Source organism: Spirosoma endbachense (genome assembly GCF_010233585.1).
Taxonomy (GTDB): Bacteria; Bacteroidota; Bacteroidia; order Cytophagales; family Spirosomataceae; genus Spirosoma; species Spirosoma endbachense.
Genome location: NZ_CP045997.1, coordinates 25,357 through 46,289, shown reverse-complemented (window position 1 = coordinate 46,289; position 20,933 = coordinate 25,357). Strand labels below are relative to the sequence as shown.

The 20,933-nt window shown below is 49.2% G+C and carries 14 protein-coding genes; 5 read left to right on the top strand and 9 right to left on the bottom strand.

All coding sequences use genetic code 11. The annotated features are described in order from the left end of the window. Positions 1-15 precede the first annotated feature (15 nt). The 6 genes from GJR95_RS00155 to GJR95_RS00130 all read right to left on the bottom strand — a co-directional run bounded on the left by GJR95_RS00155 (position 16) and on the right by GJR95_RS00130 (position 12,309). Positions 16-4,284 carry an alginate lyase family protein gene (locus GJR95_RS00155; protein WP_162383961.1) on the bottom strand — a complete coding sequence of 1,423 codons (4,269 nt, stop codon included), beginning with the start codon at positions 4,282-4,284 and terminating at the stop codon, positions 16-18. Between the two features lie 156 nt (positions 4,285-4,440). Further along, positions 4,441-6,189: a RagB/SusD family nutrient uptake outer membrane protein gene (locus GJR95_RS00150; RefSeq protein ID WP_162383960.1), complete on the bottom strand. Its 1,749-nt coding sequence runs from the start codon at positions 6,187-6,189 to the stop codon at positions 4,441-4,443. Between the two features lie 55 nt (positions 6,190-6,244). Continuing rightward, positions 6,245-9,838, bottom strand: coding sequence for a TonB-dependent receptor (locus GJR95_RS00145; RefSeq protein WP_162383959.1), 3,594 nt, complete (start codon positions 9,836-9,838; stop codon positions 6,245-6,247). Between the two features lie 220 nt (positions 9,839-10,058). Then, positions 10,059-11,180 (bottom strand): FecR family protein, encoded by a 1,122-nt coding sequence (locus GJR95_RS00140; RefSeq protein WP_162383958.1) that lies wholly within the window; start codon positions 11,178-11,180, stop codon positions 10,059-10,061. A gap of 225 nt (positions 11,181-11,405) precedes the next feature. Continuing rightward, on the bottom strand, positions 11,406-11,999 hold the full coding sequence (locus tag GJR95_RS00135) for an RNA polymerase sigma factor (protein ID WP_162383957.1): 594 nt from the start codon (positions 11,997-11,999) through the stop codon (positions 11,406-11,408). Positions 12,000-12,078: 79 nt separating this feature from the next. Next, a complete protein-coding gene (locus GJR95_RS00130; protein WP_162383956.1) occupies positions 12,079-12,309 on the bottom strand; it encodes a hypothetical protein in 231 nt (76 codons plus the stop codon). Between the two features lie 138 nt (positions 12,310-12,447). Here GJR95_RS00130 and GJR95_RS00125 point away from each other — a divergent pair, with 138 nt between their 5' ends. Then, the gene (locus tag GJR95_RS00125) at positions 12,448-13,482 is read left to right on the top strand and encodes a LacI family DNA-binding transcriptional regulator (RefSeq protein WP_162383955.1); all 1,035 of its coding nucleotides are present in this window, start codon (positions 12,448-12,450) and stop codon (positions 13,480-13,482) included. A gap of 60 nt (positions 13,483-13,542) precedes the next feature. Next, on the top strand, positions 13,543-14,157 hold the full coding sequence (locus GJR95_RS00120) for a trimeric intracellular cation channel family protein (RefSeq protein ID WP_162383954.1): 615 nt from the start codon (positions 13,543-13,545) through the stop codon (positions 14,155-14,157). A gap of 34 nt (positions 14,158-14,191) precedes the next feature. Here GJR95_RS00120 and GJR95_RS00115 read toward each other — a convergent pair whose 3' ends face one another. Continuing rightward, entirely contained in the window at positions 14,192-14,656 is a 465-nt protein-coding gene (locus GJR95_RS00115) for an Lrp/AsnC family transcriptional regulator (RefSeq protein ID WP_162383953.1), read from the bottom strand. Positions 14,657-14,868: 212 nt separating this feature from the next. Here GJR95_RS00115 and GJR95_RS00110 point away from each other — a divergent pair, with 212 nt between their 5' ends. After that, complete coding sequence (locus GJR95_RS00110) at positions 14,869-15,831, top strand: NAD-dependent epimerase/dehydratase family protein (protein WP_162383952.1); 963 nt, start codon at positions 14,869-14,871, stop codon at positions 15,829-15,831. A gap of 5 nt (positions 15,832-15,836) precedes the next feature. Beyond that, a complete protein-coding gene (gene kbl, locus GJR95_RS00105) occupies positions 15,837-17,048 on the top strand; it encodes a glycine C-acetyltransferase (RefSeq protein WP_162383951.1) in 1,212 nt (403 codons plus the stop codon). Positions 17,049-17,549: 501 nt separating this feature from the next. Here the strand turns inward: kbl and GJR95_RS00100 are convergent. Next, complete coding sequence (locus tag GJR95_RS00100; protein ID WP_162383950.1) at positions 17,550-18,065, bottom strand: hypothetical protein; 516 nt, start codon at positions 18,063-18,065, stop codon at positions 17,550-17,552. 159 nt (positions 18,066-18,224) lie between these two features. Next, positions 18,225-19,241, bottom strand: coding sequence for a LacI family DNA-binding transcriptional regulator (locus GJR95_RS00095; protein ID WP_162383949.1), 1,017 nt, complete (start codon positions 19,239-19,241; stop codon positions 18,225-18,227). Positions 19,242-19,488: 247 nt separating this feature from the next. On the opposite strand from GJR95_RS00095, the gene GJR95_RS00090 reads away from it, so the two are divergent. After that, the gene (locus GJR95_RS00090) at positions 19,489-20,862 is read left to right on the top strand and encodes a Gfo/Idh/MocA family protein (protein ID WP_162383948.1); all 1,374 of its coding nucleotides are present in this window, start codon (positions 19,489-19,491) and stop codon (positions 20,860-20,862) included. Positions 20,863-20,933: the final 71 nt, after the last annotated feature.

The window sequence follows — 20,933 nt, the reverse complement described above, 5'->3', positions numbered from 1 at the left end:
AGAACACAATAACCGTTATGGCTTAATTAACTTTACCACTGCTCTTTTTGCGGCCGTACTGACCCGCAGTAAATAAACACCAGCTTTTCGGTTTAGCGGTATGACCTGACGCTGTATGGCGGTGGCCTGGTCAATGTGTTGTTCCAGCAACTGACTACCAGCCAGATCAGTCAATAGTATGTTTACGGATTGTCCCGAAGCTCCATGAATCTCAACCTCCGCCCGCTCAGTAGCGATCGGATTGCCCAAAACAGTCACGACCAATGGGGTTTGGATCTCCGTTGTGCCAATTCGGCTACCAACCGGACAAACAGCCCGGATATTCCAGTCCAGGGTCACTTCCCGGCCATTCTGACGGGCTCTTAGCGTCAATACGGGTGCATCGGCGGCCGTGCGCATTTCCTGATCGACAAACTGGTTCGGATTCGTTGTCCAGCCCGTAATACCGGGCACCGCATAATACTCGATCAGTGAGCCATCGCCACCGCTCGTTCTGAACGTAAAAGCCCCGGTCTGACAACTATAATCAGGTGCCAGCAAAGTCAGTGGCCCACTGGCAGCATCGCTGACGGTAAGTTGGAAACTACTCGACACATGCAGCCCCCCCGGATCGGTAGCCGTAACGATGATCGTGGCTACACCCGTAGAAGAGGGTATACCAGAAATGATTCCATTCGACAAGCTTAGTCCTGTTGGTAAACCGGTTGCCGACAAACTCAACACATCGCCATCTGGATCACCAAAGGTATTGACCGGTAAGCTGTAACTAAAAGGTTGATTTACGAGTGCAGATTGGTTGGTGAGCGCGCTAATCAGACTCGGCGCCTGATTGGCTGGCAGGTTCGGCCCAAGCGGACAAACGGCACGGATATTCCAGTCCAGAGTCACTTCTTCCGATCCACTTTGGCGAGCGCGCAGCGTGATAACGGGTGCATCGGCGGCCGTACGCAAGCCCTCATCAACGAACTGATTCGGGTTGGTCGTCCAGCCCGTAATGCCGGGTGCCGCGTAGTATTCGATGGGTGAGCCATTGCCACCGCTCGTTCTGAATGTAAAGGCCCCTGTCTGGCAATTGTATGTCGGTGTCAATAAGGCTAAAGGCCCTCCCGTAGGTTGACTTACCGTCAGCGAAATATCATTGCCTGTACCACCCTGATACGTAATCTGGAATTTAGCCGTTCCTGCATTGATGGTACTCCCTTCGGCCAAACCATTGAACGTGCCCGTTATGGGTGATCCGCCGGTGTTGTCAACAATAACGTAACTTGTGCCTGCCGGAAGCGTAGCTCCGTTGCCTAAATCGGTGATTACCAACGCAGCATTGTTGATCGTTACACCGTTCGCAACAAGCTTATCGAAGGCTGCCTGATTGCTATTGAACTCAAGGTTGTATGTAGCATCGGCGTTTACCAGAAGGGCTCCTGTGGTTGTAAACGTACCCACTGAATTTCCGGGTGCAATACTTGCTCCGCTCCCTGAACCGGTTCCTACGCTGACAGAAGCGGTACTAGTCCCTGTTCCTGCCAGCGTTCCTCCGTTGACCCGGATTGGACTTACTAACGAACCATTGATCACCAGCGACCCACTCGTTACCGTTGTCGCACCCTGGTATTCGTTCGAGCCGTTCAGAATCAGCTTTCCATTGCTGACCGTTACTGCCGAGTAGAAAGGCGTGCCCGCAACTGTCGTCGTTCCATTTTTTATGGCTCCAGTGATGGTTTGCGTACCCGTGCCCGTTTTTTCAAGGTTCACCCGCCCTTTATCGGCAGCATCGGCGGTTGGGCCCGACCCGATTGTCCCTTCAAATGTACCGTCCTGATTATCAGCACCGACAACTAAAGTGGATGTGCCGTTGGTCAGGGCATTACGGGCGATAATATAGGCCGCATCCGTACCATCGAGTGCGCCGATGGTTTGCTTGCTGGTGTATAAATTAGCGCCGTTGAATACCAGAACAGCCGTAGCGTCGGTACCCATTGTCAAGCGCTGTGGCGGTAGCAGGACATTATCCGCATCGGTTGTGCTATTCGTGGTGTTGTGTAATTCGATTGTACCCTGCGCCAGGTTAATTCCTCCCTGCAAACCACTCCAGTCCATAGCCGCCTGAATCCGTAAGCCTGCATACGAGCCACTACTGCCATAGATGGGTGTGAGGATTTTCAGACCCTGCGTTCCGGCAATTTTCATCGGTATTCTCGAATTGTTGATGGCATTACCCAGAAAGAGCTTCCGGCTACCGCTGTTGATCATGTTGATTGTCGGCATACCCGAAAGCGCCTGAAACGTTAATGTACCGCCATTCTGTCCACTGGCCAGATGCAGTTCCGAGGTTCCATTCGCAGCGTAAGTCAAGGTGCCGACGGTTATGTTCCCGTCCAGCGTGACGCCCCCGATGTTGGAAAAACTGGTAGCCCCGAATGTCGCATTGGATTGAACGCCCCCCGGAATGATCGAATTGCTCCAGTTGGTCGCCGTCGACCATTTCAGAAAACGCAGCCCGGTTCCATTGGCTATGGTCGAAGTCGCAACAACAGCTGATCCGCCCGGACGTTGCGCCAACTGGATTTTATTACCCGTAACCGCCACTACGTTATAGGCTGTATTCGCGATGAAACCACCCGGAACGGTACCCGTCAACCGTACCAGATCACCCACAACGAAGGTCTGCCCTGACCAGGTCAAATCGGCACTGCCACTGGTTGATGAGATGGTGCTGGTTGTGATACCTGTTGTGTTGGTCCAGGTTCCGTCCGTAACGCCCGGAATTGGATTTACGGTCAGCGTTTGATACATAATCGTGGCCAGATTATACTGACTATCACCCATCTGTTGCGCAATGATGGTTGTTGTTCCGGGCTTCGAGACATGGATCGTTCCATCGGCATTGACTGAAGCGATTCCCGGATTCGAACTGGAATACACGACGGGCAATCCGGAGCTGGCCGTTGCACCGGGACTGAAATCCGGAGCTCCGAATTCTTTGTTTGCAATAGCGGGGAACGTAATGGTCTGGTTATTGGGTTTGGTCGGTTCATCGAGCGAAAACGCCAGGGTTCCATACCCCAGCTGGTCGTAACCTCCGCTATTGGGACCAAAATTACCCCCTCCACCTTCGGGTCGGACGATCTGCGCAAAGCGGGCGGTGTAAGGTGCCGATAATCCTTTCCGGTTAACGTAGTGATTATACACCAGCTCCCAAACCGGACGGATATTCCCCCGTCCATCTTCCGATACAATCGGCTGCACAACGCCAATACAGTTGCTGTAGGTTGTATACGGAACTTCGTACCCTAAGTTGTATTTTGCAATGTATTCAAATCCTTTCAGGAGTCGGTTATCGTCATACCCGTATAAGTCCTCGCCCTGATTCCAGGCCATTTCGCAGAAAGAACCGGCCAGTGCCACACCAAGTACGGTATGCCCCTGATCGCGACCACTCTCCTGCCACTGGCCCAGATCACCATAGATAGCCGGAACTACGTTTTTGATGGAGCCCATACCGGCTCCATTTTTAAAATAATCAACCGCTTCGTTGTAGATGTCCCTCCTATCGCAAAGTACACCGATACTGAGCATGGAGGCCATGTTACACAAATCCCAGTTTGCCCAGTAATTGCTGATGCAGGCCCCATTGTGATTGACCAGAAAGTCGTGGTTCATCGAGTAAAAAACGGTCAGCATCCAGTTCTGATACCGGGCGAAATCGGCGGGAGCCCAGCCGCTGTAGGTCCGCATGATCTCAGCCGCATTCGCCAGTTGATACCCCTGTATACCCGCCAGCAGGAATTTATCCGATGTACCGCTGATGGTTGTTAAGGCAGCCGACCAGGCGTTCATGATCGCAATTGATTTCTCGGCATAGGCGTTGTCACCTGTGATTTGCCAGCGTAAAGCCGTTGCATACGCCGACGCAGCATCCCGAAACAGCGACGCGTAATTCTCGGCGTTCGTGCCATCAAAACCACGGTAAATGATGGTAGGTACCGGATTGGTAAAGGCCCGACCGAGCGACGAGTGCGAGTTAGCCGCCAGAATGTCCCAGCTCGATTTCCAGGGCTGCGCATTGGCTGCAATTTTGGCTTTCATCCGATCCAGATCGGCCTGTTTATGAAGTAAGCCCGGATGCACAAATGGCTGGGCCAGAACTGATGCGGCTGATGTCCAGAAAAACAGCAGAAGGAGCGGTAGTGCTTTTACAAATGAAGTGATTTTAGTGCTTTTAGGGCGTGAGTGCCCCAAACCCATACCCCATGAATAGGGTAGGTTGAGTATGTTTTTTTTCATGTAACGTAAAGTTTAACGACTTAGGAATAGAAAGAATGAAAGGGAAGGTGATCCGATGTGGGCTGGAAAAAAGCAAAGGTGTAGCGGGCGGTGATCCGGAAATCATATTTCCGGATCACCTCGCATACAGGAATCGATAAAATTAGTGGGAGCGAATTACCAGCCCGTATTTTGTTCGAGCTTGGGGTTCAACTGGATCTGCTGGGAAGGGATCGGGAGCAGATAATTTTTCTCACTGAAAGAGCGGCTACCATCCACGATCAGGTTTCCTTCCGCATCTTTCGCCGTAGCGGCCTGTGAAGGCCAAAGTGTCTGAAATTCAGTACCCGTCCATTTAACACCAACCAATGGTTTGGTGAGAACCTCAACGGCATTGTGCCAACGCTTCAGATCATCGAGCCGGAAGCCTTCCTGATACAGTTCAATGGTCCGTTCCCGCCGGATTTCCGTCCGCATGTCCAGCCCATTGGTCGTGACAAACTGGGTGCTCAGTTTTGGCATTGCCTTGTTAACCCGATTCCGTACCAGATTTAAAGACTTGTCCAGATCGGCATCGCTAATGGTTCCATTCCGTTCAAACACGGCCTCAGCGTAGTTCAGTAACACTTCGGCATACCGAATTACCGGATAATCATAGGCTTCCTGATTATCAGGAACCTGACGCTCCGCTACCCACTTCTGGCTGTAGTATCCCGATGTACCGTTGGCATATGGTTTAAAGGGCGATCCATCGGCATTGGCTCTGTCGGCCGGGCCACCCGTCCAGTCGATGCGCCAGTTGGCATTTGGCGACCAGTAATAACCGCCTGCAATTTTCATGTTGTACCGCATCCGGTTATCGCGATTCTCGAACTCGGACGTCATCGTTGCGTACCCTTTAAACAGCGGTGACTTTTCGATCGGCAAACCATCTTTACTCAGGTACAGATTGACAAAATTTCGGGTCAGATTGATAGGCGTTGACCGGCTCACGTTGTTGTTGATCATCCGTACCGTTTGGTCGTAGCGGTTGGCCAGAATGTACTCATTATTGGCCGATTTCTGGATGCTGGCCGGATTCGACTTCTGATTTTCCAGAATGAACATGTATTTCTGAGCCGAATCACCCAGGGCTGCGGGGGCAAATAGCTGGTATTGACCGCCCGTAATCACGGCACCACTCGCACTAATGGCCATGTCCAGCAGGGTATTGGCCCGTGCACCCGAGCGAAATTTCTGCCAGGTTCCTTCGTAGAGAGCAACCCTTCCCAGAAATGACTGGGCAACTTCCTTATTGATTCGACCCAGTTCAGCAGCCGTCTGAGCTGTTTTAACCGGCAGATCGGCAATGGCATCATTGAGATCTTTGATGATAAAATCAACGACTTCATCACGGGTATTCCGGGGTGCCTGCAACTCAGGCGAATCTGGGGCCAGTAATTTACTGATGATCGGAACACCCCCGTAAACCTGCAGCAGATCGAAATAGATATACGCCCGAAAGAACTTCGCTTCGGCAACGTATTTGCTGATCTCAGCGGGTGTTGGGTAGGTTGGCACCTTACTCAACAGGTAGTTAATGTTCCGGATGCGCGTATAACCGTTGCTATACGGGCTATCAGTCGTTGGCACGGTATTCAATCCCCGGCTGAAAATATTCTGTGAGGCCAGTATATCTGCTTTGTAATCCGTATGGTAATTCTGGTTCGAGGTATTGGGCGGAGTATCGTAAACGACATCCGCAAAGGTGCGCATGTACGGATAGAAGGCATTGGCAGCCAGCAGAAAATCATTCGGTGATGTCCAGTAAGCTGCATCCGAGAGCTGGTCCAACGGGTCCAGTTCAAGTGCTTTATTACAACTGGTTTGCGTGAGGGATAGCGCCCCCGCCAGCAATAGCGTATATGAGAATCGAAACGGTTTCATGTCTTTTCTATGGTTAAGGCCTATAAGCAGTGCTAAAACTATATAGTCCTCTGGATTAAAAGGTGACGTTTACGCCGACTGTATGTAAACGATAGAAGGGATACCGATCAACGGCCGTAACCCGGTTAGGATCAGCAATACGACCCGCAGCTCGGGGTGCTTCGGGGTCCCAGCCATCCTTGATCTTGCTGATTTCCCACAGGTCGCTACCCGAGTAGTAGATGCGAAACCGGTCAATTTTCACCTTTTGGGTCAGGGATTGCGGAAGCGTGTAGCCGACGACCAGATTCTTCAACCGTACATACGCCCCATTTTGTACTGACCAATCCGAAGTCTGGTAGTTGTAGGTATTGTAGGTTGTACCGTTCTGGCCAGCAGACAGATTCGGATAATAGGCATCCGTGTTGGTTGGCGTCCAGGTTTTGCCTACCCAGAAATCAGTTTGTCCCTGGAAGATGGAACCGAATGGTACGCGCCAGTTTCCTTCCCGGAAAATTGTTCGCTGACCAACACCCTGAAACACCGCCGAGAAATCGAACCCGTTCCAGTCGGCACCCAGATTCAACGCGAAGCTGTAGCGTGGATCGTCGCGACCCAGGTATTTCAAATCACCCGGTGTTGTCAGTTTCCCATCGCCATTCAGATCTCTGAACATGTTATCGCCTAACCGAACGCCCGGTAGTGTAGCCGTTGTTACGGGCATACTGATGTTATTGCCGGTGGCCAGGGGCCGGTACGCAGCCAGTTGCTCTGCCGTTTGAATACGGCCTGCATACTCCAGGCCAAAGTATGAATTGAGTGGGTAGCCTTCAACGGGACCATTTAAACCTGGGTTGAGCACATTGGCACCACCATAGCTAATCAATTTGTTCTGGTTATCGGTCAAAGAACCACCAATACGGTAGTTTACATTACCGATTTTATCCCGCCACTGAATCGACGTTTCCCATCCCCAGGCTTTCAGGTGACCAATGTTAGCGGCTGGAGCTGTTGCACCAATTACGGCTGGATAGGTTTGCCCCAGCAGCATGTTGCGGTTATGCTTCACGAAGTAATCGAAGCTACCCGACAAACGCCGTTGCAGAACTGAATAATCGACGCCGAAGTTGGTGGTCTCTATCTTTTCCCAGGTACGGTTCAGGCTCACCAGGCTGGCGGTTGGAGCTACATAGACGACCGGAGCCGTACCAATAATGGGGAATCCGCTATTATTTGGCCCGGCGGTAGCGCTCACATTCAGGAGTTGGATATAATCGTACAGGCCAATCCCGTTCTGGTTACCAACAGTGCCATAGGACCCACGCAGCTTCAGTTCATCCAGCCAGGTCAAGCCATTCATAAAGTCTTCCTGCGAGATACGCCACCCGCCCGATATACCATAAAATGCCTTCCAGCGGTTGGCCGCACTAAACTTTGAAGAGCCGTCGTAACGGGCGTTGACCTCAACCAGATATTTTTGCTTGAATGCGTAATTAAAGCGGCCAAAATAAGACCCGATCGCGTAGTGATTCTGGCTCTCGGTTACACTCTTGGTCGTGTTATCGCCAATACCCAGATTCAGCGAAGGCACATTATCATTGGCAACGTAATTGGTTCTGGCCGTATAGGCATTGGCCTCGTCGCGTTCGTAGTTCGTACCCACCGTAACCCCTACATCGTGTGTACTGTTAAAGGTTTTAAAATATTCCAGATACGCATTCAGGTTAGTATAGGCATCTTTAATCAATCGACGCGAATAATAGGTGTTTGGCTGCGTGGGGTTACTCGCTGCCTGAATCGTTCCGAGGTAATTATACCAGGGTATCGATTTCGCTTGCTCTTTGATATCGGTCGATGTCCAGTTATAGCCCGCCGTTCCCACTAAGCGCAGGTTCTTCCCTAACTCGTAGGTCAACTTGAAATTAGTGAATACCCGTGTGTTATATTCCTTATTCTCACCACCCAATTCGGCCTGCCAGTTCGGGCTGTATTGCGTTCCCCAGGCATAGGGTTTGCCATCCACCGTCGAAATTGGGAAACCGGGCTGTTGATATTGCCCTAACACATTGCCCAACTGGGTGGGCTGAACAATGTCATTTTTCTCCAGTGAGATATTCGATTCTAATTTCAACCGGCTCGTAAACTGGTAATCGTGAGTCAGGCGAATGTTGTAGCGGCTATTCGAGTTCTGGCCCCATTGCAGCAAGCTTCCATCGCGCAAATAACCCAACGATACCCGATAGCCTGATTTTTCGCCCCGCCCCGATACGCTCAGATTATGTTGCGTAGACGTGGCTTTCCCCCATAATACATCCACCCAGTTGGTGTTGAAAAACGTTAAGTCCTTCACATCGCCAAAGCCCGGATTCAGCGGATGCGAAGCTGGACTGATCGGTTGCCCATTATTGGTCGTGAAGTCGATAAAACCCGAAGCGGGCGGATTGACCTCCAGCTGTCCGAGTCGGTACCAGAGGAACGAGGTCGGTGGAACACCATAAAAATCGTTCGTCGTGGCATCGAGCAGCCCCTGCCCGAATTGATTCACATTAATCAGGTGCGGTTGCAGGCCAAGTGTTTTCTGAGAAACAGACCCATCGTACTGGATCTGTACCTTGCCCGATTTTGCCCGTTTAGTCGTAACCAATACGACGCCACCAGCCGCTCGGGCACCGTAAATGGCAGCCGAAGCATCTTTCAGTACCGATATGTTTTCAATATCGTTTGGATTGATGGAGTTCAACGCACTCTGATTCACTAGGGGTACACCATCGACAATGATCAGCGGTTCGGCACCGTTGCTCGATGAAGCGCCCCGAACCTGAAAGTTCCAGTTTGCCCGGCCGGGAGCCGATGAGGTGCGGGTAACGACAACACCCGGAATCTGACCCTGTAGTGCTGACAATGGGTTGTCGACAACCCCTCTATCCTGAAACACTTTAGCGTCGATAGTAGCTACGGAACCCGTGAGGGTTGCCCGTTTCTGTGTACCATAACCAACCACGACGACTTCGTCCAGGCCCCGTGATTCTGCCTTTAGCTGAATATTCAGCGCTGTTTGATTGCCCAGCACTACTTCCTGACGCTCATAACCCACAAACGAGAAGACCAGGATTGCTTTTTCGGGTACGGTGAGTGAATATTTTCCGTTGGCGTCGGTTGTTGTGCCTCGCGTGGTGCCTTTTACCGCGATGGTTACGCCCGGTAAGGGAGCATCTTTTTCGTCAGAAACGGTGCCGATTACGGTTTGATCGGTCGGTGCAATCTGAACTTCTTTCGTTGGCACTGGAAGAGTCCGTTGGCCATTATTGTCTGCGTTTCGCAGGATGATCTGTGAACCGACAACTTCATAGGTCACATGAAGCGGTGTCAGTAGCGTGTTCAACACATCGGCAAGGGGCTGGCTCTGTACCGACAGGTTCACTTTTCGGTCGGACCGGATAAGTTGTGGACTATATATAAAGCGCACTGAAGCCAGCTTACCAATTTTTTTGATGGCTTGCTCGACCTGCTGATTTTCGATCGTGACTGAAATGGGGCGGTTTAGCACTTCCTGCCCCTTTCCGTCGAAGGCCAGCACCAGGCTGGAACACCAAGCCAGGATGAAGACCTGATAAAACGCCGTTCGCATGATTTTTCCGAAAATCACCCGTGGTTTTGTAGTGGTTATCATAGAATTAAGAAAAGATACTCATTAAAAGTTTGGCGCAAAAAATCCCCTTACCCAGTTTTCAACTGGATCTTAAAAAATGCCGGAATCTGGATGATGAGAATTAAGTCAGTAGGTCCGCTTTGGCATCACCTGCCAGCGACTGAGATAGGGCTATACCTGCTTTTGTTCGACTAACGGGTCGTGTTCGTTCATACTGGTGTTAGGCTGGTTTATTGGGTATTTATCGCTGTACGTTAACCTGACGACAACCTTTGCTATAGACAACAATCTGCGCATCGATCACTTCATATCTTGATTCCGTGGCCCGGCAAATCAGGTCTAGTTTCTCGAAAAGCGACTCTTGCCCGAACTCGGCAGTCAATTCGCAACCGACCAGCAAATCAGCATCGTAGTTAATCAGGATACCGTAGGCAGCTTCGAGATTTTTGAACACCTTTACTACGGGCGTATGATCAAAAACAACGGTTTGTAGCTGCGCTGTCGAAGCCACAATGGGCTCTGGTGCAGTTACTAAAGAACGCGTCAGTTGTTTCTCCTCCTGATTAAAGGTTACCTGCTGATTGGGCGTCAGAATAAAAGCGGGTTGTACTTTATCGGACTCCCCCGGCTTTCCGGCGGCTGATGTCTTGAATACGGACACCTTACCCGTCCGAACAATTACTTTAGCCTCTTTGTCGCCTTCGTAAGCCCGTACGGTGAAGCTAGTCCCCAGGACTTTAGTCGTTAGCTGATTCGTATAAACCAGAAAAGGCTGTTTAGGGCGCCGAACAACATCAAAAAAAGCTTCTCCAACCAGAAAGACCTCCCGTTGACGGGCCGTAAAAGCGATGGGGAAACTGATCCGGCTCCCGTTGCGCAGTGTTACCCGGCTTCCATCCGGCAATCTGACCAGCCGACTGGCTCCCGTCTCATTGGTAACTTCCCTTAACGATTCAGTCTGTTGCTCAGCCCTTTGCTGAAAAACGGCCAACGGTGTTTTAGCCGTTTGTCGGCTAATAAAAAACCAGCTACCCAGGCCAATAACAAGCAAAGCAGCGGCTACCTGCAGCCAGCCACCAAACCATTGCCGACCTGTTTGTTCGTCCAGATCGGGCGACTGCTGTCGGGCCGTTTGCAATCGATTTAATTCGGTATCCAGTTCCTCATCCGTCAAATCATCGTGCGACTGGTGCATTTGAATCACAAACTGCCGGGCCGCCAGCACCAGATCGAGTTTATCGGGATTCGCCTGTAGCCAGTCGTTCCAGAATTCCCGTTCAGTGGGCGAATCGGTCAATGCCCACTCCCGAAACCGGGCATCCAGCACAAAGTCGTCAAACGTATAGTCGGTATAATCAGGCATGCTATTGGTCTGACAGTTTCCTCCTTTTTATAATGAAATAGACCGCTACACGAATGCGATACCCTTTCCGAATGAAATTTTTTGTGAATTAGTTGGGAAATACCACTGAACAATGAATTTGACAGGAATCAGGGAGGTTTCCTTAAAAATGACTAGCCCTGATACGCTATTTGCTGGTAGCAAAGAAGCGTATCAGGGCTGGAAATTAGCTCGCTTGATTGAGGATCAGGAAAAAATACGGGCAGGCAGGTAATTGCGCAGTTGCGTCATGGCGCGGTACAGAAAATTAGCGACCGTTTGTTTTTCAACGTCCATCACCTGCGCGATATCGTCGTTTGAAAGCCCTTCGTAAAACTTCAGAAAAACGACCTCCTGCTGCCGCTTAGGTAACTGCCCAACAGCTTGCCGTAAGCTCTGCTCCGTTTCAGTCATAGCTTCTTCGGCAATCCATTCAGCTTCGGCGGTCAGACCGTCAGTAATCACGGTTTCAGGCTCGATGCCTTCTTCAGTAGCAGCCCGCCATCCCTGCTCCCGACGTAGCTTACGGATCAGATTATTTCGCAACGCTTTAATAAGGTATATCGTTACATAAGGCGTTTCGACAACGGCTTTGCGTCGATTCCATAGTTCCATGAATAAATCCTGGAGGCAATCCTTGATCAGATCCCGATCTTTAGTGAAACGGGTGGCATAATTGAACAAGACCCGGTATCGGGCACGGGCCAATTGGTCAAACGCTTTTTCATCCCCGGCCTTGAAGCGAACCCAGAGTTGTGCCATTAGCACTTCATCAGTAGGAATCATCGTGGACGTAGCCATACCAGTAAGTTACAAAAAGAGTAAAACGTATTTTGTGTTATCTCGACACATTTAAACTGACTCAGACCTATTTCTGGCACTATCTGTTTTTAACAACAGTAGTACACCTGTTAACGTCCTCTGTAAAGTACAATTCTCCCAACCAGCCTATGTAATTTATTAATGGCTTTTCTGTATCCGCTTTAGATGCGTTTACTGGGTATTTTACACTAATATACAGGGTTAATACAAAAATAAAAGGGGTTGCCCCTGCAATAAATCGCTTTTTTGGTGCAAGCGTTACCGCAAACGCTTGCGGTAACGCTTGCATAGTGGTATTGGATCTTAAAAACATTAAATATTTTTATTTATACTTGATAATCGATTTTATCCAGCGATAGGCAGTAGGTGAAAGCACCTCCATTGATTTCCTTTAAAAGTTATATTTTTACGAATTGATCCCAGTGCTGTGAAAAATACACCCGTAACAATCAAAGACATTGCCCGTTCGCTTAACATTTCAATTTCGACCGTTTCGCGTGCCTTACGTGGAATGCCCGAAATTCATCCCGATACCCGAAGTGCTATAGTACGGCTTGCCGAAGAACTGGACTACCAGCCTAATCAGTTAGCGAAGAATCTGGCCAAAAGCCGAACCCGGACCATCGGTGTGATTGTACCGAACCTGAGCTATTATTACTTTTCGGCAATGCTCAATAGCATTGAAGAATCGGCCCTTCAGGCTGGCTATAGCGTGTTGGTATGCCAGACAAACGAGTCCTATCTGCGTGAAATCACCAATATTCAGAACTTGATGCGGAGTCAGGTTGAAGGCTTTATTATTTCGCTCTCACGGGATACCGACAATTATGAGCATGTCGAACGACTGGCCCGTAAGAACATTCCGCTGGTGTTATTTGACCGTTATGCCGAAAGCATCGATGTTTCTAAAGTAATTGTTGATAATCAGGCAGCCGCCTTTAAAGCTACCGAACATTTAATCGAAAATGGCTGTCAGCGAATCGGCTTTCTGGCTGGTCCTTCACAACTACTGCTCAGCAATCAGCGGGTAGCCGGTTACCGGGAAGCCCTGGCCAAACATGGCCTCAGCATCGGCGATCAGTATGTGGTTCATTGCGATTATACACAGGAAAACACCATCATGCAAACGCTGACGCTGATGAGTCTCCCCCAACCTCCCGACGGTGTGGTTATGATCAGCGACCGGGTGGCTTATCCGGCTATGTATGCCATGAATCAAAAAGGGTTGCGCATTCCTCAGGATGTAGCGGTGGTGAGTTTCAACAATGAACCGGTTTCCGCTTTTTTCTCGCCAGCCCTGAGCAGTGTCAGTCAGCCCATACAGGATATGGGTGCTGAAACGGTACGGCTATTACTGAAACAACTAGACGCTACCGAAGACACAGTCGTGCCCAGAGAAACGAAAGTGATGGAAACCCAGTTGATTGTCCGGGCATCGTCACTTCGGCCAGCAGTTCGATAAGGCGGATCGCGTACCTTTGGGAAATCTCCCAAAAAGTAGTTCAAACTGATTGCTTTTTCAATGACCATCTGGTACCTGACCGATTTAGTGGGCACGAGCGTATTTGCGATCTCTGGTGCACTATCGGCATTGAGCAAAAAAATGTATCACGACCTATTCGGTATATTTTTTATTGGATTCCTGACGGCCATTGGAGGTGGCACGCTGCGAGACATCATTATGGGAGCTCACCCCATTGCCTGGATACGCGACCCAAACTACCTGATTGTCATTATTGTAAGCGTTATCATTGCGGTATTATGCCGCCGGTGGTGGTTGGGAACGCTTCGCCGACCCCTCTTGATTTTCGATACCATCGGCATTGGCATCTATACCATTCTGGGCATGCAAAAAGCCCTGAATGCAGGCGTAAATAACTGGGCAGCCATGTTACTGGGTGTCATTTCTGCCCTTTTCGGTGGGGTGATCCGGGACACACTGGTCAATGACTTACCGCTGATTTTTGATCGGCAACTCTACGCAACGGCCTGTCTGGCGGGTGCCGTTCTGTACCAGATTGGCTGGTCTCTGAACCTCGACCCCAACCTAAACTTTATCGTTTCAGCGGGCGTCATCACGCTGGTTCGTCTGACTGCCATCCGCAAAGGCTGGGCCCTGCCCCGCATTAACAATTAATTTTTCTTTCCAGTTTTTGGGGAAACAGCGATCACTATGGAATGTAATAACCCAGATTATGCTTGATTTCCTTTAGAACAAACGTGCTGTTGAGCACGCCAATGTTCTCAATCTGAGAAAGTTTATACTTCACAAAATCATGGTATTCATTGAGGCTACCGACATGTATTTTAAGCAGGAAATCAACCTGTCCGGCCATGTGATAGCATTCCTGTACCTCTTCCAGCTTCTGTATTTCTTCTTCAAACTTATCAATAAACGCTTTGTCATGGTAGCGCATAGATACCTGGCAGAACGTCGTAATGGGTTGCCCCAGCAGGCTCTTATTCAACACCGCAACGTATTGCTTGATGAAGCCAAGTTCTTCCAGACGTTTGATTCGTTCATAAACCGGCGACAGCGTCAGCCCTGATTGAGCGGCTAGTTCCTTCGTCGTTAACTTCGCATCCTGCTGAAGCAATCGTAACAGCTTCTTATCGATTTCGTCGATTAATTCCATGCCGAAAATTTTTCTCCAAGCCTTTCCGGCTCAAAACGTATTTAGAAATTTTATCTTCAAATAGGGTTCAAAGGAACAATATTCACTGTTTGATAATCTTTTGATCTATTTATTATCTGCAAACTTAACTTTGTGCCAGAAATAATCAATACTGAAATCATTGATTAGCTGAACTTCACTTCATCTGTTTCCAAAGTTTCTATTGACAGACAATGAAACGAGAAACCATTTTAGTTATCGGTGCAAACGGGCAGATCGGAACAGCCCTGCTCCCGCAATTACAAAACCGATTCGGTGTCAACAATGTCATTGCTGCCGACTTGCGAAAACCAGAATCAGACCAGGGGATTTTTGAATTGCTGGATGCCACCAAACCCGATGCGTTGACCGAGGTTGTTCGTCGGCATCGGGTTACGCAAATCTACCACCTGGCTGCTGTACTGTCGGCAAAGGGTGAAAGCGACCCGCTCTGGGCCTGGAATCTGAATATGCAAACCGTGTTAAATGTACTGGAAGTTGCCCGGCTGCATAAAATCAGAAAACTGTTCATACCCAGCTCGATTGCTGCTTTTGGCGAACACGCACCCAAGTATGAGACTCCCCAAACGGCATTTCTGGACCCGGCTACTGTTTACGGGATTAGTAAAGTAGCGGCCGAAAACTGGTCGCTATACTACCATAAACGGTATGGCCTGGATGTTCGATCCATCCGCTATCCGGGTGTGATCAGCTACCAGTCTATGCCCGGTGGCGGCACTACGGATTATGCGGTATCGATTTTTCATGAGGCTGTTCAGGGGCATGATTTTGAATGCTTTCTGGCAGAAGATACATTGCTGCCGATGATTTACATGGATGATGCCCTGCGCGCTACGCTTGAATTGATGGACGCTCCCGAATCGAAAATCAGCGTCCGGACCTCATACAATCTGGCGGGTATGAGTTTTACGCCCGCCGAACTAACGGCAGCTATTCAGGTATATTTTCCGGATTTTGTAACATATTACAAGCCGGATTTCCGGCAGGCAATTGCTGAATCCTGGCCAAAAACTATCGATGATTCAGTTGCCCGGCATGATTGGGGCTGGAAACCCGCCTTCGATCTGGCCCGAATGACGCAGGAAATGATTGCTAACCTGACAACGGTTTACCGGCCGCTTGTCTCAGTCCAATAAACACCATGTACGGAACGATCAAAGAACAACTTCAGCAAGAACTAAACGCGATTAAAGAAGCCGGTCTCTATAAGTCCGAACGTATCATTGTATCGCCCCAATCGGCCGTTATTGCCATTCACGACGGTCGGGAGGCTTTAAACTTCTGTGCCAATAATTACCTTGGCCTATCGTCTCACCCGGATGTAGTGGCGGCTGCTCATGACACCCTGGACAGTCACGGATTCGGTATGTCGTCGGTGCGGTTCATCTGCGGAACGCAGGATATCCATAAAGAACTGGAACGCCGAACTGCTGAGTTTGTCGGGGCTGAAGACAGCATTCTATACGCTGCTGCCTTCGATGCAAACGGTGGCGTGTTCGAGCCGTTGCTAGGCGAAGAAGACGCGATCATTTCGGATGAGCTTAACCACGCGTCCATCATTGATGGCATTCGGTTGTGTAAGGCGAAACGATTCCGCTACAAACACAACGACATGGCCGACCTGGAAACCCAGTTGAAAGCCGCTTCAACATCACGCCGTACGTTGATCGTTACGGATGGGGTTTTCTCCATGGACGGCACCATCGCCCAACTGGATAAAATCTGCGATCTGGCCGATCAATATGGTGCGATGGTCATGGTTGATGAATGCCATGCCAGCGGTTTTATGGGCAAAACGGGCCGTGGTACACCGGAGTACCGAAATGTGCTGGGCCGTATCGACATCATTACCGGCACCTACGGCAAAGCGCTTGGTGGCGCATCGGGTGGGTTCACGGCGGCTCGCAAAGAAATTGTTGAGCTGCTGCGCCAGCGGTCGCGTCCGTACCTGTTTTCGAATACGTTAGCCCCATCCATAGTTGGCGCATCGCTCAAAGTGCTGGACATTCTGGAAGGTTCTACCGCCCTTCGTGACAAGTTGGAAAACAACACCCGTTATTTCCGGGAAGCCATGACCGCTGCCGGATTTGACATTCTGCCCGGCGAGCATCCCATTGTCCCGATCATGCTCTACGATGCGCCACTGGCGCAGGAGTTTGCCGCCCGACTCCTTCAGGAAGGCATTTACGTCATTGGCTTCTTCTATCCAGTTGTGCCAAACGGGAAAGCCCGGATTCGGGTACAGATTTCGGCAGGTCACGAGCCAGCGCATCTGCAACAGGCCGTAGCTGCTTTTACCAAAGTAGGTCAGGAACTGGGTGTTATTTCGGCCGAGCAACCAGAACTAGGTTAATGCGACGCTAGTGAAAGCCCCGATTGCATTAACCATTTATTCTGTCCGCAAACTCATTACTTCGTATTGAACCGCTTTTTGTAGCGTGAGTTTTTCAATTTTGAATCACGAATATTCGGTAATATACATGGCCGCTTGAAGGGTAGAGTTCTGGCAATAAATTGAAAAGCTGGCGTATTTTGGGTAAAAAGCATAAAAAAGAAGCATGCCAGTCATGGCTTGCTTCTTTTTTGTGGTAGACCGTTTTTTATTAAGTTTTTTACTGACTTTTTTCGATTCTAATCACGTTAAGTTTACGTTTAAGAGGCAAATTCACTGAGTTTTCGCAGCCGACTCGAAGCCTGACAAGCGCGTTTGACCTCTTTATCAGTGAATCATCTAATGTGTCATTATTTAGAGTTGATCTCACCTAATTTCAGTAACAGACTTGCTTATACCTGCAAAGGCCTTGGTGTTTGAAGAGAAACCTAAAGCCTCATAATAGTGCCGTAGTCTCCTCTTTTATAAGTCTTTACTTCTTAGTACAATATTCCATGGTATAAAATTAATTGATGAATATTGATCAGGATTTTTGAAGTTCATTCTAGTTTTTTTGATTATCTTTTCTATATTTTCAATCTCAGCTATTGTCAATGGTGAATCTTTTGACAGAAAAAAAACAGGCTCTTCTATTTTTCCCTGATTATTAATTTCAAAACTTACTAATATATTTTTTCCTGCTTTGAACAGTGACTTCTGTTTACTACTTAAAGCTGTCCTTAAATTATCCATTATATCCGTATAAACTTTGTTAGCATCTATACCAGATGTTGAAACCTTTTCAATATTATAATTAGGAGTTGTTCTTGTTAACTTGTTTTTCTGATTTTTAACAATAATGTCCGTTCCACTGATCGACACCGAATATGATTCTATCGAGCCTTTAAGTACACGTTTATCAAAATTACCCTGGCCAGCAACACTAAAGGATTTGGACCAAAATATTAGTAGCAGAATGAAAGTCATTTTCTTTTTCATTGACTAGTTTGTTTTAATGTGTACACGTTGACCCTACAATAGCATTCATTAATCGAACGAAATGGCTACCATAATTTCGTCGGTCAGCCAATTGAGTTGGTTTGAGGGTTTTGAAAGCTACCTTGACGATTTACCAGGGAAATTGAAACCACGGCACAACTACCCATTTCGAATGATCAACTCCGGTTCCAGCATAACCCGCTGAAAGCCTTTGTCAGGATCGTCTGTTTTAGGATCAGTGATGGACAGCAGAATTTCAGCCGCTTTCAGTCCAATCTGATAGGGGTGCTGCTCAACGGAAGCCAATGGCGGGTGCTCCAGATAGGTATTGAGTGGAAGGTTGGCAAAACTGACGAACGAAATATCTTCATTGATGCGCAAACCCTGCCTTCTACAAACCTGCATCGCATCCAGGGCTACATAATCGTTAAAAGCCAGCACCGCATCGGGCCGATTCGCCGACATCAGCAATTGGGTCATTTTCTCCGTAATATCTTCAGTGGTCAGATCGACCCGCTTGATCAGTGCATTTTCGACCGGCAACTGCTCTTCGACCAGCGCCTTGATATAGCCCCGATACCGGTCTTCACTGGCCACCAGGGGGTGAGGTCCATTCAGTAGGGCAATCCGGCGAAACCCACGATGCGCTAACCACTTTGTGGCGTCATAAGCGCCTTTCTCAATATCACAGCCCACCTGATGAGCCTCAATTTTTGGTGGAATCCGGTCGAATAAAACCACGGGAATGCCCCGGTCAATCAGATCCTGAACGTGCTGAAATTGCTGCGACTCTTTCGCCACCGACAGCATGATCCCATCGACCCGATTTGACGCCAGCACCGCCAGAATCTGCTTTTCCCGCTCGAACAGATCATGCGATTGATAGAGGGCAACGGTATACTGGTGGCTAAACGCCAGTTCTTCGACACCGTTGACCACTTCCGAGAAAAAATTCTCCCTGATTTCGGGCAGCACCATCGCGAAAACACCCGTCTTTCCACTCCGCAGGTTACGGGCCGTGGTACTCGGAAAATACTTTAACTCACCTGCCAAAGCACGAACAGCCTCGCGGGTTGTCTGGCTAATACGCGGATTATCCTGCAAAGCCCGCGAAACAGTAGACGGTGAGATACGTAACCGACGGGCAATTTCCTTGATTGTAATTGTTTCTTTCATCAGTTGGATTAATCGCTTCTACAAAATAGCTATTTATCCACTGGAATCGAAAATTTCTTCTGTTTTTGACAAACGTTTGCACAGGGTAGGGCAATCGTTTGCGCACGCGTCCAATCCATTTTTGTCGCTATTATAGAGCCGTCCCCTGTTTACTATGGCGTTTTGAAGGACTAATTTTCCTAAACCTTTCGGCACTACAGAAAGCCCCATTTGGCCTCTTGCCCTTCTCATAAAACCTGTGTCAACAATGACAACTACGCGTCGTTCTTTTCTGCGGACTGCTGCTCTGAGTAGCGCTGCCGTTCCCCTTATTCCATCGTTATTTACATCAGCCTCAGCCAATAATCACTTACCTGCTTTATCAAAAGTACGACTAGGGTTCATCGGTGTTGGCGCTCGCGGGCGCAGCCATCTCCAGCAGGCATTATTCCGCGAAGATGTAGAGATTACGGCTATTTGCGACACTGATCCGAAGTCTATCGCGAAAGCCAATGCCATGATCGAGAAAGCAGGCCGTAAAACACCACCTGCCTACACAACCGGCGACGAAGCGTTCCTGCAGATGCTCAAACGTGAAGACATTGATGGTGTTGTGATTGCTACGCCCTGGGAATGGCATACACCAATGGCTGTTGCAACCATGAAAGCGGGCAAATATGCTGGTCTGGAAGTATCGGCCACGGTTACGCTGAAAGAATCCTGGGATCTGGTCAATGCTTATGAAAAGAGCGGCTCTCACTGTATGCTGCTCGAAAACGTATGCTACCGGCGCGATGTAATGGCCATTCTCAACATGGTTCGTCAGGGTATGTTCGGTGAAATGACCTACGCCCACTGCGGTTATGAACATGATCTGCGGAATATTAAATTCAACGATGGCCAGTCGATCGGGGGCATTGGTGCTGAATTTGGCACGAAAGGTTTCTCGGAAGCGCATTGGCGCACCCAGCATTCTGTTGATCGGAATGGCGACCTCTACCCTACCCACGGTCTCGGACCAGTTGCTCACTGGCTCAATATTAACCGAGGTAATCGGTTTACGCACCTGACCTCAACGGCCACAAAATCAAGGGGATTGCATAAATACGTTGTCGATAAAGGCGGGCCGGATCATCCGAACGCAAAGGTCAATTTCAAGCTGGGCGATGTGGTCACAACGGTAGTCGAGTGCGCCAATGGTGAGAATATTGTCATTATTCATGATACGAACTCGCCCCGCCCTTATTCGCTGGGTTTCCGGGCCCAGGGCACGCAGGGGATATGGATGGACGATGGCGATACGATTTATCTAGAAGGCGTTAGTCCTAAACCGCACCAGTGGGAGTCGTTTAACACTTATCAGGAAAAATACGACCATCCGCTCTGGAAACAGCACGCTCAAACGGCACAGAATTCCGGGCATGGTGGCATCGATTTCTTTGTGCTGCGTGGCTTCATCGAATCTATCAAAAATCAGGTCGCTCCACCCATCGATGTCTACGACGCTGCGGCCTGGAGTGCCATCAGCCCCCTGTCGGAACAAAGCATTGCGGGAGGCAGCAAACCCATGGAAATCCCTGATTTCACCAGGGGTAAGTGGAAAACCAATAAGCCTATTTTCGGCCTGAATGAGGTCTATTAATCAATAATCAACCAATCAGATTCGTGTCGGGTTTTACCGGGCTATGGCACCCCAAAACCCGACACCTTCTA

Excerpts from the sequence above, each read along its gene's own strand:
- GJR95_RS00145 (WP_162383959.1), bottom strand. The coding sequence starts at position 9,838 with ATGATAACCACTACAAAACCACGGGTGATTTTCGGAAAAATCATGCGA.
- GJR95_RS00155 (WP_162383961.1), bottom strand. The coding sequence starts at position 4,284 with ATGAAAAAAAACATACTCAACCTACCCTATTCATGGGGTATGGGTTTG.
- GJR95_RS00095 (WP_162383949.1), bottom strand. The coding sequence starts at position 19,241 with ATGAAAGAAACAATTACAATCAAGGAAATTGCCCGTCGGTTACGTATC.
- GJR95_RS00140 (WP_162383958.1), bottom strand. The coding sequence starts at position 11,180 with ATGCCTGATTATACCGACTATACGTTTGACGACTTTGTGCTGGATGCC.
- GJR95_RS00100 (WP_162383950.1), bottom strand. The coding sequence starts at position 18,065 with ATGAAAAAGAAAATGACTTTCATTCTGCTACTAATATTTTGGTCCAAA.
- GJR95_RS00115 (WP_162383953.1), bottom strand. The coding sequence starts at position 14,656 with ATGGAATTAATCGACGAAATCGATAAGAAGCTGTTACGATTGCTTCAG.
- GJR95_RS00150 (WP_162383960.1), bottom strand. The coding sequence starts at position 6,189 with ATGAAACCGTTTCGATTCTCATATACGCTATTGCTGGCGGGGGCGCTA.
- kbl (WP_162383951.1), top strand. The coding sequence starts at position 15,837 with ATGTACGGAACGATCAAAGAACAACTTCAGCAAGAACTAAACGCGATT.
- GJR95_RS00130 (WP_162383956.1), bottom strand. The coding sequence starts at position 12,309 with ATGCAAGCGTTACCGCAAGCGTTTGCGGTAACGCTTGCACCAAAAAAG.
- GJR95_RS00135 (WP_162383957.1), bottom strand. The coding sequence starts at position 11,999 with ATGGCTACGTCCACGATGATTCCTACTGATGAAGTGCTAATGGCACAA.
- GJR95_RS00110 (WP_162383952.1), top strand. The coding sequence starts at position 14,869 with ATGAAACGAGAAACCATTTTAGTTATCGGTGCAAACGGGCAGATCGGA.
- GJR95_RS00120 (WP_162383954.1), top strand. The coding sequence starts at position 13,543 with ATGACCATCTGGTACCTGACCGATTTAGTGGGCACGAGCGTATTTGCG.
- GJR95_RS00090 (WP_162383948.1), top strand. The coding sequence starts at position 19,489 with ATGACAACTACGCGTCGTTCTTTTCTGCGGACTGCTGCTCTGAGTAGC.